11 protein-coding genes are annotated in these 14,312 nt (G+C 58.7%); 2 read left to right on the top strand and 9 right to left on the bottom strand.

Going from position 1 to position 14,312, the window contains the following annotated elements:
* The first annotated feature begins 5 nt into the window (after positions 1 to 5).
* Positions 6 to 419: a GNAT family N-acetyltransferase gene (locus tag CA51_RS25170; RefSeq protein WP_145123857.1), complete on the top strand. Its 414-nt coding sequence runs from the start codon at positions 6 to 8 to the stop codon at positions 417 to 419.
* Between the two features lie 46 nt (positions 420 to 465).
* On the opposite strand, the gene bioF is transcribed toward CA51_RS25170, so the two are convergent.
* From bioF to CA51_RS25125, 9 genes are all read right to left on the bottom strand, one after another.
* Entirely contained in the window at positions 466 to 1,620 is a 1,155-nt protein-coding gene (gene bioF, locus CA51_RS25165) for an 8-amino-7-oxononanoate synthase (RefSeq protein WP_145123856.1), read from the bottom strand.
* 783 nt (positions 1,621 to 2,403) lie between these two features.
* Complete coding sequence (locus CA51_RS25160) at positions 2,404 to 3,651, bottom strand: transposase (RefSeq protein WP_145119033.1); 1,248 nt, start codon at positions 3,649 to 3,651, stop codon at positions 2,404 to 2,406.
* A gap of 278 nt (positions 3,652 to 3,929) precedes the next feature.
* Positions 3,930 to 4,481: a hypothetical protein gene (locus CA51_RS25155; RefSeq protein WP_231745892.1), complete on the bottom strand. Its 552-nt coding sequence runs from the start codon at positions 4,479 to 4,481 to the stop codon at positions 3,930 to 3,932.
* 83 nt (positions 4,482 to 4,564) lie between these two features.
* Positions 4,565 to 6,451 (bottom strand): polyprenyl synthetase family protein, encoded by a 1,887-nt coding sequence (locus tag CA51_RS25150; protein WP_145123855.1) that lies wholly within the window; start codon positions 6,449 to 6,451, stop codon positions 4,565 to 4,567.
* A 219-nt stretch (positions 6,452 to 6,670) separates the two neighbouring features.
* The gene (locus CA51_RS25145; RefSeq protein ID WP_145123854.1) at positions 6,671 to 8,632 is read right to left on the bottom strand and encodes a prenyltransferase/squalene oxidase repeat-containing protein; all 1,962 of its coding nucleotides are present in this window, start codon (positions 8,630 to 8,632) and stop codon (positions 6,671 to 6,673) included.
* Between the two features lie 134 nt (positions 8,633 to 8,766).
* Positions 8,767 to 10,344, bottom strand: coding sequence for a sulfatase family protein (locus CA51_RS25140; RefSeq protein ID WP_231745891.1), 1,578 nt, complete (start codon positions 10,342 to 10,344; stop codon positions 8,767 to 8,769).
* Between the two features lie 268 nt (positions 10,345 to 10,612).
* The gene (locus CA51_RS25135; RefSeq protein ID WP_197451466.1) at positions 10,613 to 11,563 is read right to left on the bottom strand and encodes a nucleotidyl transferase AbiEii/AbiGii toxin family protein; all 951 of its coding nucleotides are present in this window, start codon (positions 11,561 to 11,563) and stop codon (positions 10,613 to 10,615) included.
* Positions 11,560 to 12,186: a type IV toxin-antitoxin system AbiEi family antitoxin domain-containing protein gene (locus tag CA51_RS25130; protein WP_231745890.1), complete on the bottom strand. Its 627-nt coding sequence runs from the start codon at positions 12,184 to 12,186 to the stop codon at positions 11,560 to 11,562. Before CA51_RS25130 ends, CA51_RS25135 begins: the two co-directional genes overlap by 4 nt.
* A 255-nt stretch (positions 12,187 to 12,441) precedes the next feature.
* Complete coding sequence (locus CA51_RS25125) at positions 12,442 to 12,735, bottom strand: hypothetical protein (protein WP_145123851.1); 294 nt, start codon at positions 12,733 to 12,735, stop codon at positions 12,442 to 12,444.
* A gap of 516 nt (positions 12,736 to 13,251) precedes the next feature.
* On the opposite strand from CA51_RS25125, the gene CA51_RS25120 reads away from it, so the two are divergent.
* Entirely contained in the window at positions 13,252 to 14,298 is a 1,047-nt protein-coding gene (locus tag CA51_RS25120; protein WP_145123850.1) for a nucleoside hydrolase, read from the top strand.
* Positions 14,299 to 14,312 lie beyond the last annotated feature (14 nt).

Genomic DNA, 14,312 nt, shown 5'->3' with positions numbered 1-14,312 from the left:
CATTAATGAGCACAACAATTCGTGAAGCGACAGCGGACGACGCTGCGGTGATCTGGGAATTCCTGGAACCCTTCTTCGCCGATCGGCTGTTGTTGCGCCGCAGCGAGGAAGAGGTCCAAGTGCTCAGCAAACACGGCTTCGTCGCCTTCGAAGCCGACGTCTGCATCGGATTTGCCGCGGTCGAGATCTACAGCCGCAAGCTGGCCGAAATTCAGTGCCTGGCCGTTTCCGAAAGGTTCCGCAACCAAGGGATCGGCCACGAATTGGTCCGCCGTTGTGCGATGCGAGCCCGGGAATTGGGAGTGATGGAGGTGATGGCGATCAGTTCGTCGGAACGGTTCCTGCAATCGTGCGGCTTCGATTACGCGTTGCCCGATCAAAAGAAGGCGCTCTTTTATCAGTTGCGTCCGCGCGAGTAGATCGCGCCCGCCCAGGGCGCCGATCGATGTGATGCCGCGCTGCCGATCATCGCAGCCCGCACAACGCCTCCGCCAAGCGATCGATCTCTTCGTCGCTGTGACTCGACGACAGACTCACCCGCAATCGCGCCGTCCCCGCGGGAACCGTGGGCGGCCGAATCGCGGGGACAAACAGACCGGCATCGGCCAGCCGCTGCGAGGCGTGAACCGCTTCCTCGTTGCTGCCAACAACAAACGGAACAATCTGCCCGGGAGTCGACATCGGCGGCAGCCGCCACTTGCTGGCGACGCGATCGCGCAGCCGCTGGGAGAGTTCAAACAGCTGCGCCCGCCGCTGCGGTTCCTCTTGAATCTGGATCACGTTGGCAAGCGCCGCCGAAACGAGCGCCGGTGGCAGGGCCGTGCTGTAGATCATCGATCGGGCTCGGTTCACCAGATAGTCGGTGACGACTTGCGGCCCGACAACAAAACCGCCCATCGCGCCGATCGCTTTGCTGAGCGTGCCGATCCGAATCGGCACCCGATGTTTGACTCCCAAGTGCTCGCACAACCCGCTGCCAGAATCGCCAAAGACTCCCGTTCCATGCGCTTCATCGGCGATCAGAATCGAATCGTATCGGTCGGCCAGATCGCACAACGCCTCCAGCGGCGCAAAGTCGCCATCCATGCTGAAGACGCTGTCGGTGACGATGAAGACCCGCGCAAATCGCCGCCGATGCGTTTCCAACAGCGCGGCGACGGCCGACGTGTCGTTGTGCGGGTAGACGAATCGCTGCGCCTTCGACAAGCGACAGCCGTCGATGATGCTCGCGTGGTTCGCGGCGTCGCTCAAGATCAGATCCCCCGCTTCGGCCAAAGCGGAGATCGTCCCCAAGTTAGCTGCGAATCCGCTCGGGAACAAAACGCAGCTCTCGGTCGCTTCCCACTGGGCCAGTCGTTGTTGCAACTGCAACGCAACGGGAGAAAATCCGGTGACCAGTGCGCTCGAACCACTCCCCATCGATCCATGTTCAGGCCGCTGGGTCGATTGCTCCGCCGCCAATCCCAAGTAATCGTTGGAACCGAAGTTCACCATGTTGATGCCCTCGGATTGGATCACCATCCGGCTGGGCTGCGATTGCCGAGGCGCCAGTCGCCGCGTCGCCCCTTCGCCATCGAATTGCTTCAGTCGTTTAGCGATCCAGTCGAAACGTGCGTCCATTCTGCGGAACTACCTGCCGTTGAGCTTGAAATAATGAAACAGTTGATCGCCGTATTGAGCCCATCCCCCCGGAATGCAGCGCCAGCAATACTAACACGAAGCGCAAGCGAGTGAACGCGCACCGTTTTATCACTCGAGAATCACTCGCTTGCGCTTCGTGCTAGTAAATTGTTCGCGGACGCACTTTCGCGGAGCGAAAGGCGACCAACCAAAAATCTCGAAACGCGTGACACGCTTGGTCGTCGGTTTGGTTGTAGCCCATGCTCCCAATCCGGCACCTCGGGATGCAACGCCACCAATACTAGCACGAAGCGCAAGCGAGTGAATGCACACTTTTATCACTCGAGAATCACTCGCTTGCGCTTCGTGCTAGTATTGCGCTTCGTGCTCGTAAATGGTTCGCGTACGCTCTTTCGCGGAGCGAAAGGCGACCAACCAAAAATCTCGAAACGTGTGAAACGTTTGGGCGTCGGTTTGGTTGTAGCCCATGCTCCCAATCCAGCACCAGGGATGCAGCGCCAGCAATACTAGCACGAAGCGCAAGCGAGTGAATGCGCATACTTTTATCACTCGAGAATCACTCGCTTGCGCTTCGTGCTAGCAATTTGTTCGCGTACGCACTTTCGCGGAGCGAAAGGCGACCAACCAAAAATCTCGAAACGCGTGAAACGTTTGGGCGTCGGTTTGGTTGTAGCCCATGCTCCCGATCCAGCACCAGGGATGCAGCGTTAGCAATACTAGCACGAAGCGCAAGTTTTGATGTTGCGCCGGTGGATGCTTTAATCAGGCGATGCACCGGTATTCCTGGGATAAAAGCTCAGTGTAGCGTTTCCTCAGTGTGCGGAGGCCGTGGTTGGTTTTTAGCCGTCGCAGATGCCACTGGTGCTCGCGATAGCGAATGCCTACCAACAACGCCTCGCGGACGGTGTAGCTGCGAGCGTGCTTCCAGCATTTGCGCTGCCGATCATCGATTCGGCGATCGGCCAGCTTGCGGCGACGAGTCCATTCCAGATAGCAGAACGTGATCAAGACAATCCCCATCCAGCTCTCGACCGCCTCGAAATCTTTGAAGCTGTACTGGTTCATTCCCAGCGTGCTCTTGAGTTCTTTGAAGAACAACTCGATCTGCCAACGTAGACTGTACAGCTCACAAACCTGCCGAGCCGACAAGTGCTTTGCATTGGTCATCAACAACTTCGTCCCTTCACGTTGAATCTTTTTGCCAATCGGCTTACTCGAGGAAAAGACGAGCATGACCATGCCCACATTGTGGACCTCGCTTCTCTCGCTGTGGACGTGATACGTCCGAGTTGACTTCGTCCCGTCGCGGCGGCGTGCCGTTCGATGGCAGGAGGCTCGTCGCTGAGCAGCGTAAGGCCCCGCACCGATCGAAAGACGAATGGTTTGGAAACGTGATGCAGGAAGTTGTTCGATTCGCAAACTCACACGAGGCCGCTTGCCGTGCTTCTTTGCAGAGAAGACGCGATTGGTGTTGACCGGAACGATCCAAAAATAGCCTCGCTCCCGGCAAGCCGCACGCACGCATTTGGCGTCAAATGCGGTGTCTCCGAGCACAATCAGTTCGGTGCCGGCGGGTACTTGCGCGTCGCAAATCAACTGCGCCGCAAGCTGCGCCTGCGTCCGATGTTTGATCTTGTGGGCCTTCGCATAAGGCTTGGTGTAGTACGGCAGCCACATCGGTACTCGCAGTCCATCGGGCGTCAGCAGCAATGCGAACACGAAACAGTGGCAACTCTTTCGTTGATACTTGTACTTTGTGTAGCGGCGATTCTTGGCCGGTCGTCGCTTGGAGTTACCGGTGCTGAAGGTGTTTTCGACGGTCTGGCCGGCAGTGGCGACGAGTGTTGAATCGAGCAGTAGGAGATAGCGGCCGTTCCAATCCTGATCACGGAGCATCTTCAGTGTGATCGCCGTGAGCAAATCGGCGATCGCCTGCCGGTACCGTTTAAGGAAGCGTCGGGGTTGTGCCCGATGTCGCGGTTTTCCCTCGATGGCGGAGGCAGCAGACATGCACGAGTTTCGACCGTGCCGCGTAAGAATAGCGATCAAGAATCGCAGCAGCATGCTTCGAAAGTGAGCAGAAACCTGCGTGTTCGGCAGAAACGACTTGATTGCGGGGAGGGAATCTTCCATGATTGCCATCGGTGAGCTCCTGGGCTTTGTTTGTGTGGTAACTCACAAACTCAGGATGTCTCACCTCTTTCTGCAATACCAATTTTCGCTAGCAACCCCATCAACGCGCAACATCAAAACTTGCGCTTCGTGCTGGTATATGTCGACCACGAATCTTAGGCGACGACGATTTCCAGAAGTTCGATTGCGGGTTCTTTGTTGCAGAAGATCATCGCGGTGCGGCCGTAGACGATGTCACCGGGCGAGACGTTCAGGAACCGAGCCAACGGCGGAGCACACTTTACCTGCCACAGTTTTTCGAGCACCACTTCGCGCAACACGTTGTGTTGGATCAAGACGCGGCCCAGCGGGATCTCTTCGCTGGCGATCTCCTTCCAAACCTGTGGCTCCAGATATTCGTGGTTCAATCGAACGATTCCATATTGAACGACCTCGCCATCGCTCTGCCGTGCCAACGTGATTTCCCGCGCGTAACGGTTTTCGTCGGTGTCGGTCCGGTGTACGTGGACATCGACCAACGAGTTGTGAAACCGCTCCACCGTCACCGTCATGTGGGCATGGTGCGCCAACAATTGCTGATACGCCGGCGGCAGCGCTTCGGCCGGCTGCTGAGTGAACTCGCCGAGCTCTTCGCTGCGGTCATAAAAGAGGGCGATCAGAGCATGTAAGTCGACCGACGGCGGCAGGTTGGCAATTTCTGATGTCACAGGTTTTCCAGTGAGTGAAGCAGGAATGGGGCCATCGGTCGAATCGAGAGCCGCCCTCCACGGCGACCCTCCGCATCGATCGCTTACGCTTTTGTTGGAGCAGTGATCGGCAGCGAGCTGCTGATCGAAACCAGCGGCACCGCCGATTCGCTGGGGCGTTCCAAAACGGTATCGACCAAATGATACAACAACCGACGCAGCGGTTCGGGCTGGATCGCGTCGGCGATCTCTTCGGCCCGCTGCTGATGCTTGTCGACCAAACGACTCGCCTGATCGAAGACCTTGGCTTTGTTGTACAGCGTCCGGACCGTGGCGATTCGCTGCGTATCGGACAGCCCGCAATCGGCCGAAGCCATCGAGAGCAACTTCGACTGATCGTCGGCATCCAACGAAGCCAACGCCAGAGCCCACAACAACGTCGGGCGTCCGCCCAAGACGTCGCCGCCGGCTTCCAGTTTGTTGTCCGCATCGCCTTGCCAATCCTTCAGATCGTTGAGGATCTGGAAGGCGACGCCGAGGTTTCGCGAGAAGCCGCGAATCGGTTCTTCGTAGGCTTCCGCTTCGCCGGCCAGGCGGACGCCGCTGTAGAGTGCCGCTTCGAAAGCTGGCGCGGTCTTAAGCGCGTAGACCTTCAGAGCATCGATCGGTTTCAGTCGTTTGTCGCGATTATCGCGCCACACCAATTCCGCTCCCTGACCTTCGGACAACCGCGTGTGAGCGTTCGACAAGCAGTGCAGGACGTCGGCAACCGCGGCAGGGCCAAGCGTTTTGGTTTCCCCGGCGACCAAGCGGTATCCGAGTCCGATCAGGTAATCGCCGACGTTGATCGCCGTTGGGATACCGTGCGATTTGTGAACCGATTGCTCGCCGTAACGGAACGTATCGTCGTCTTCGATGTCGTCGTGAACCAAGCTCGCCTTGTGGAACGTCTCGATGCAGAGAGCCGCTCGTTTGACGCCGTCGGGAATCTCCGCAACGACATCGGCGCCTCCCGATTCGGTTCCCTTGTCGCCCGTCAACGCATCGTAAGCCGCTAGCGTGATGAAGGGCCGCGCGTACTTTCCACCGCGCGAGACGAAGTCCAAACCGAGGGCTTCGGTCGCGGCGATCGGATCGATTCCGACCAGTGCGTCGCTGCCGTCGTGCAGTTTTTCTTTGATCTCCCGCAGCGAGAGTTCCCCGCGCAGCTTAGGGACCAAGTTTTGAAGCTGTTCGGGTTCAAAGATATCGGCCGCACCACGCAGCAGGTGAACGTAAGACCGCGTCTTCTGTTCCGGTTCGCGATGTTCCAGCATCACCATCTCGCGGACCCAATCCTCGTCGACGCTGGTGTTGCGGCAATCGCTCGAAAGCAACGGAACCGCCATGCAAGGAATGCCAGCCAGCAAGATCTTGTCGATCGCCTTCTCTAACACATTTAAACAAGCGACACCAACAACCGCGTCGACATATCCGCTGACGATGATCTTCATGACGACTGGCGAGCCTTCGGCGACCAGCACGCGATGCCCCAACTCTTCGGCTCGAGTTCGGAAGTCGGCGATCGAACAGGCACCGCAGGTCTTGCAGTTCATACCAAATTCGTCGTAGTCGGCGGGGCAGCCCTCGGCGTGCTTGAGGCAGTGGGGCAGCAGGAACAACCGGCGGTTGTGCGGCACCCCGGCGACCTGATCGCGCCAGTATTCGCTGCTCAACACGACCATGATCCAGCCCAGATAGCCCTCGGGCATATCCATGTCGGCCAACAACCCACGCGAGACGGTTTCCATCTCGTCTTTGGTCATCGGCGTCGACTTATCGAACTTCGCCGCGACCTCGCGACAACGATCGCGCAGGCGTTGCCGCAGTTCGGGCGTCTCGGGAACAATCTTTAAGTGCCCGGTGCTGCGGCGCCGTTTTCGGCGACCTTCTTTAGGCGTGACGTTTTCAGCATCGGAAGCGACCGTGGCGGGGGGCGTAACAGTGGACAAAGGCTTTCCTCGTCAGTTCTTCTTCGGTGCAGATCGGGCTAGCAGGCGGGACGATACTTGGTTTGCTAACGGAAGGCGGCAACAGGCTCTCAACATTTCACGTCGTAGCGGATCTTGTCAAAAGATCCCCCAATTCACGTCGTAGTGGATCTTGTTAAAAGATCCCTCAGTTCACGTGGTAGTGGATCTGGTTAAAGATCCCTCACGCAAAAGGATCTTTCAACAAGATCGACTACGTTTAGCGTGCTTCAATGCGTGCTGGGCTTGTCCCAACGCGGCGGTCGTAAAGACCAGCGGATACAATTGTTCGTGATACCAAAGCTTCGCAAAATAAAATCCGATCGGCCAGGGATGCTCGCATCGACCGGCGTCGACAGCATCGCACAGGAATCGGACGCCTTCGATTATAGTTGCTCGGTGGGGCGGATAGCCACTCCCGGACAGAGCTTCCACGACAACTGCCGTTTCCTCAACGCTACTGCTGATCAATTGTCCCGTTTCGGCGTTCCGATCGGGCAATCCGTGGCGTCGCAACCAGTCGCCGACCGACGCGCCGCCGCCCCAGCCCCCATCGGTGTTCTGGGTCTTCACCAAGAAATCCCAACCCCGGCGGCAAGCTGGAGTTTCGTCGCGGCCCAGTTCCTGGTAGGCCAGCAGGACGCGAGCGGTTCCATAGTAGGGGTTTTCGTCGTCGGGGAGGTCGTGGTTTCCGAACCACAACGGCAGCCAGCTGCCATCGGCTCGCTGGGTCTTCTCGATATAAACGAACCCTCGTTCGATCGCTGCTGCAACATCCCGCTTCATTTTTTGCAATTCGGCCGGGTCGACAGTTGGCTCGACGCCAGCCTCAGCCTCGGTTTCGAGCGATGTTCGCCAAGCGTTTAACGCCCGCATCGCGTGCGCCGTCAGATCGCTGCCGCTGCGATCGAAGGGCAACTTGCCCCAACCGCGGCAGAAGGTCGGCCAGCCGCCGTTGCGATTCTGCAGTCCCAACAGCCAACGGACTCCCGCAAGCGAAGCTTCAGCCAATTGTTGCCGCCGCGAGGATTCGAGATCGACCGAAGCTCGAATCTTGGAGAGCGCCAGGATCGCCGCCGGCGTGTCGTCGGCATCGGGAACCGCTCCGCTGAGATCGGTCCATCCCCAACCGCCCGGATCGGCGCCGGTGAACGGATGCCGCTCGTGATACTGACAACTGAGCAGCCAGTCGAGCGTCCCGTCGTCGACAAATTGCGCCAGTTCGCTCGGCTGCGATTTCGCCAACGCCCCCAACGAAAGGGAAGTGATCCAAGTCGCCAGATTTTCGTCGATCGGCCAACTGCCGTCGGGCAACTGGCTGCCCAACAGGAACTTCACAGCGTCGCGGCTGACCGGATGTTGAGCGTGCCCGATCGACGACAGGCTCATCAAAACGAAACTGGTCAGCGGCGTCGCTTCCAGATAGCCGCCGCTCTCGGGCTGCATCTTCTGCAACACGTCCAGCGTCTTGCCGCGGGTGGCGGCTCGCGCCAACCAAGTGATCGGATTCCAGGTGCCGGCGTGCTGGTAGCGTGCTTGCCCGATCGCGACCAATGCGGGAATGGCGTAGCTGACGACCGGCATCTGCACGAAGCGATACATGCTTTGCGGGAACGCCGCCAATTCAAACGGAAGCGCCGGAACTCGCGACCAGGGGACCAGCCCAGCGATCGCACAGTTCGAGAGGATCGGGACGACAAAGGTCTTGTCGCGGCCATAGCGTCGCTTCAGCCCAGCCCAGCCGCCTTCGCGGTCAATGTATTTCTGCAGCCGCGCGATCGCTTCGGTCCGGTTTGCCGGATCGTCGCCAAGATGCCAGGCTGCCATCGCCAGAAAGCTCGACGCGATGTTCGACGGACTGCGATCGGTATCCCCAAATCCGCCGTCATCGTTTTGCGCGGCATCGAGCCACACGAGTCCCTTCTTAACCGATTCGCGAGCCGACACCGCATGTTCGTCGTCGCCGACGCGACTGAAGACCGACAGCGCACTGATCGCGGTCGCCGTGGACAGCGATGAAGCAGCCAAGCGGCCGGTCCAGTGTTTTTGATCGCCGCGGGCGTTCAGTAGTTGTTGGCGGACAAGCTGCAGATGCGCAGCGATATCGGGAGCTGCACACGCTTCCGATGTTTCCTCTCGGTGGGATGTTGGATTTTTAATCATGATTCACCCAGCGTGTCCCAGAGTGGTCGAGAATGCAAGCCGCCGCGAGCTTTTTGGAACGTCGCCGTTCGCTGCGTGAAAGCAGTGTGCCTCTCGGAAGTTTTTTCGCGGAGCGAAAGACGACCATCTGCAGCTTATGGCGCGACGTCGTCAGCTTGGATCTGTCGCAAACGCGATTGCAATTCTGTCACAACCTCAGGGTGCTGATCCCAAAGGTTCTTGGTTTCCGAGGGATCGTCGCCAAGATGATACAACTGACCGACAGGACCTCCCTCTTTGTTGGGGTCGATCTCGCGGGGACGCGTAAAGCCGCCCGATCCGCGTTGCGGGATCATCTTCCAGGGACCTTGGCGAATCGCAAAATGCCCCCACAGTGAATGATGGACCGCAAATTCGCGAACCGGCTGCGGTGGCTTGGCGGCCAACAGCGCTGGCAAGATGTTCAAGCTGTCGGGGCCCGCCCCTTCGGGTAGAGGTTTCCCAAGCATTGCCGCGCAGGTGGCGATCAGATCGGTCAGCTCGATCAATTCATCGCTGACAGTTCCCGCGGGCGTCTTCCCCGGCCAACGGACGACAAACGGCACGCGGTGGCCCCCTTCCCAGATATCGGCTTTGGTGCCACGCAGATGCCGGTTCCCCTGATGCCCCATCGCTCGAACCGACTCGCCGCGCTTGCTGGGACGGTAGTGCTTCACGTCATCCGCTTCGGCAGCATCCCAGGCGTGATACAGACCGCCGTTGTCCGAAGTGAAGATCACCAACGTGTTGTCGGCGATCCCGCAGCGCTCAAGTTCATCGATCACCGCGCCGACCAAGGCATCGGTCTCGACGACAAAGTCGCCATAGAGTCCAGCTTGGCTGAGTCCCAAATACTCTTGATTGGGGACGACGGGCAGATGGGGCGAGGTGAGGGGCAGGTAGAGGAAAAACGGTTGGTCGGGAGTTTCGCAAGCTTGCCGAATGCAGTCGGTCGCTTCGCCCGCCAGCCGCGGCATGACGCTGGCGATCGTGAAATCGGGAGACCGCATCCCGGCATCGACCGAAATGAATTCGGTCTTCATGCGAGGCGAATCGATCGTCGGCAGGATCACCGGACGGTCGTCGCGCAGAAAACACAACGGCGGCATATTTAGAGAGGCTGAAATTCCAAAGTAGGAATCGAACCCGCGGTCGATCGGACCGCCGGTGATCGGTTGTTCGTAATCGACGTCGCGGCCCGGACGCGGCGGCGTGCGTCGATCGACCGGAACCGCTGGCACGGGCTTGCCCTCGCGATCGGTAAATTGCATCCCCAGATGCCACTTGCCGACGCAGTGCGTGCTGTAGCCGTGATCGCGAAGAAAGCCGGGAACCGTGACTTGATCGGCGTCGATCAGCGGCGGATCGAGTCCATCGAGCACACGTTTGGTCAATCGCGTCCGCCAGCAATAACGCCCCGTCAAAATTCCATAACGCGTCGGCGTGCAAACTGCCGACGGCGTGTGGGCGTCGCTAAAACGCATCCCCTCGGCGGCCAGTCGATCGACATGGGGCGTCGGGATCTTTGACTGCTCGTTGTAACAACTCAAGTCGCCGTACCCGAGATCGTCGGCCAGAATGTAAACGATATTGGGCCGCGAGGCATCGGCGGCGATCAGTGCATGAGCGAAGCTGAGGGTTGCAAAAACGCAGCCTGCCAATTGGCAGAAGGTCCGCAGGAAGAAGGGCTTCATCATGGGGCTCCCGTTGCAGTTCTAAAAGAAGGCAGGCCTGCCGTTGGTCGCCTTGCGCTCCGCGAAATCAGCGGTGTTTCCCGGGCGTACTTTCGCGGAGCGAAAGGCGACCAACGTGAAGCAATACTAAAGACGTGGCACCGTATTCTAATCGCAACAGAACATCGCCGGGGCCAGCGTTCTCGAGGGGCAATTCTCCCGCAGCCCACGTCGCCGCGGAGCCTGCCACCAACCATCCACGGCAAGCGCTGTCGGCTCCAACAAAAATTTACTCTGTCCCTCCAACAGCCCTCCCGCTGTTGGCGGGCGGTTGCGACTTAATCCATCCGGAACCGGGAATCCAGGTGGCGGCGAAAGGCTCGTTTGACTCGATTGCTTTTGCGATGGGGTTTAGGAAACCAGCGATCTCACGAATCGCGTCAGCTAAAGCATCGGGTACATCCGAAAGCTTGGATTTGCGAATGAAGCTGGCCCACTGGATTTGCTTCCCTGGATCGTTGGCAAACTCATTGGAGAATGCCGGCGGATTCGCCTTGGCCGTCGTCCCTCGATTTCGAAACGTCGCGGAGATCGCTGTGGCAAGCGACTCGCCATCGAAGGCAAACTGCCGGGACAAAATAAGGATGTCGTAGAAGTCTTTCATGCGACTGTTGAGTTGCCCGAGCTTAACCATCGCTTCAAACTTCTCAGCGATCACGGTTTCTCGCGGGTAACCGATCAGCTTGGCCGGTTCAAAGTCGAGCATTGCGGGGTAGGCGATCGCTATTGCCGCTGGATTCACAACGTCCCCAAACCCAATATCGATTTGCATTGGCAAGCGAGCGTTTTGAATCGTCGCCAGAAACGTCACGCGTACGCCTAAGTAGTCGGCATCTTCTTTGATCGCGATGCCTTGCACGCTCTGGCCGTGAAATATAACGCCATCGGGTGCAACCGCATGTTCGCAAACCGACCGCATGATCTGTGTCATCGAGTCGACTGAATTGTCGGCCCGAGCCAGCAGGTCGATGTCGCGCGTCGCACGCGTCTGGGGTGTGCCCCAAACACGAAACATGAGCGCTCCCTTCAAAACGAAACGATCGGCGTGCTCCGATCGAGACAACCGGAACAAGAAGCGTTCCATCGCAAAATACTGAAGCAATTCTTGCAGCGGGCGGCCCGATTCTTTTGCCTGACGCAGCAGACGCCCGCGAACAGACGCTGCCAGATCGCGCGTCACAGCAATGCCTCCAGATAGGGCCGCATCGTCTTTGCCGCTCGTAGCTTCTTAGCGTAATCCATGACCAAGTCAAAGTTGGTCCGCTTTTGAGTCCGGTATGCCTTGACCGCTTCGATCGCGACATCGAGTCCGGTCTCGTTTCGGCGACAGAAACAATCGACGAGCGTTTTTTCGCGAGAGTAGACCTTCACGGTCACGCCATCGCAGTTGTGTCTCTCGATCCCCAGTTCATAGGCGGTGTCGCTGAGCCGAGCCGCTCGCGTCGGAGGAAAGGCCAGCCGAGGCGGTTCGCTATTGCGCGGTATCGCGATCCACACTTCATGCGGAATCTGCGTCGTCAGCCCATGGAACGCGAGCGCTGAAATCAGGTAGACGACTCCCTGGGGGACCTTCTTTGCGACCGTGACTAGGTCGGGTTCGCTTAGCGGCGGAAGGTCTGCGATCCGATAGAGACCTCGGGCCAGCTGCTCCAGCTGTCCAGAGTCTCGCATTTGGTACAACGTTCGACGACTGATCCCCACCCGTACGGCATCGGCCATCCTCATCATGCCGCCATGAGCGCGAAAGATCTCCGTCGCGCGAAGCGTTGGTGAAAGACGAGACGACGGTTTGGGCTGCGTCACAAATGACCTCCTGGAAATCGAACCGGGAGGTGTTTTGTACCATGAGCGATCGCACGTGTCGAACACAATGATGCAGACGAAGCAAGCCCCGAGTCGTCGTGCCCCAACCGAAAAAGCCGCCGCCTTCAAGTTCAAACCACGGATCGGCAACGATCCCCCAATCGCTTTGCTCTTGCTCGGCAAGGTCCGCGTCGACGTGTGAATCACGCACGCTTGTGCATCTCGGGCGAGCTGCGTTGGGACGGAGCGGTGCGGTTAGGTTGCATCGGCGGCATCGCGAAAGATGCTGCGGTACAACTCGGGAAACCGCTGGTGGAGGTCATCGCACAGGCCAGCGTAAAACTCCTCCCACGCCTCCTCCTGCATCTCATTCGCAGCTAACCCCGACTCCAGCGAAACGGCAAATCCTGTGCGGCGGTTGATCGGAATTCCCAACTCCTTTTCCGCTTTCATCCGCCGCACCGACGACCACATCTGCCCGGCCGAGGTGTGAGGCACCAGCGGATACGTCTCTCGCAAAAATTGCAGCTTCTCTTCCAGCGATTCCATCAGTTAACTCCTCTCGTAACAGCTTCGAGTTTCAGGGCGAGGTCGTTGCCCTCGATCCAAGAACTACACCTAAGCAGACCGTTATTGTGGAAAAACGTTCGCACCGGATCTGGCGGCAAAGCAACGTTGCCCAGGCGACACCCCCACCCCAAACGGCCCGCGCTTTTTGTTTAACCGCGTGCCCAGCGGGCCGCGCGTTCGATCGACCGAAGACGCAGAAGCAGATGCTTGTGCGGTTGGGCCAAACGATGCTCGGGTTGGCAGAATGATGGGGCAGAATGATGGGGCAGAATGATGGGGCAGAATGATCGCCGGGTGGAAAGGACGAGAGTAGAGAGACGCAGATGGAAATAGGGTTTCGCGTTCGGCAACCGCGCTCACGCGATGGCATTTCTGTGGCGGCGGTTTTATACTGTCACGTCCGACTGCCAAGAGGATCCTATCTTCCCTTGACGATCCGATTGCAATGCCGATCCAACCGCTACGCCTCCTATCCCCTGGAAAGTTTCCCACCTGATGTTCGATTGTTTTCGATGCGCCGCCGTTACGCTGATGTTGGCTTGGACCGTTGCCTTACCCGCGTTAGCTGCTGGCGATGAAAGGCGGCCGGTGCCGCTGATCTTCGATACCGATATCGGCAACGATGTCGATGATGCGTTGGCGCTGGGGATGATCCATGCGTTGCAGTCGCGCGGCGAGTGCGAACTGTTGGCCGTGACGATCACCAAAGATCATCCGCTGGCCGCTCCGTTTGCCGATGCCGTCAATACGTTTTACGGACGGGGAGAGATTCCGATCGGTGTCTGCCGCAGTGGAAAAACTCCCGAACCGGGGCGGTTTACGCAACTGGCGAAGCAGAAAGATGGCCAGCGCCTCCGCTACCCGCACGATCTTTTGTCGGGAGACGATGCTCCCGATGCGGTCTCGGTCTTGCGAGAGACGTTGGCTGCGGCTGAAGATCACAGCGTCGTGATCGCTCAAGTTGGCTTTTCGACCAACCTGGCGAACCTGCTGAAATCGAAACCGGACCAGGCGAGCCCGTTGGACGGAGAAGCTCTTGTCAAACAGAAGGTCCGTCTGTTGTCGTTGATGGCTGGCGCATTTCCCAAGCCCGCCGAAGCGGTCGGTCGGCTGAAGAATCACAAGGGATACAACATCATCAAAGACATCCCGTCGGCGCAAACGGTGGCTCACCATTGGCCGACGCCGCTTTTGTGGAGCGGCTACGAGATCGGCATCTCGCTTCCCTACCCGCACCAAAGCATCCAGCAGGATTACGGCTACGTGCCGCATCATCCGCTGTCCGAAGCCTACGTCGCGTTCCTGCCTCCGCCGCACAATCGTCCCACCTGGGATTTGACCAGCGTGTTGCAAGTCGTTCGCCCAAATCGCAACTACTTTGGCATCTCCCAGCCCGGCAGCGTTGCGGTCGCCGACGATGGATCGACCCAGTTCACACCGTCGCCCGACGGCCGCCACCGATACCTCACGCTGACCGAGGACCAAAAACTCCGCGTGATCGAAACGCTGGTCCTCTTGTCCAGCGAACCGCCCCAACGTTGAACGCTACGAAACCC

It is taken from the genome of Rosistilla oblonga (genome assembly GCF_007751715.1).
Lineage (GTDB): Bacteria > Planctomycetota > Planctomycetia > Pirellulales > Pirellulaceae > Rosistilla > Rosistilla oblonga.
This window is presented reverse-complemented; position numbering and strand designations above follow the sequence as displayed.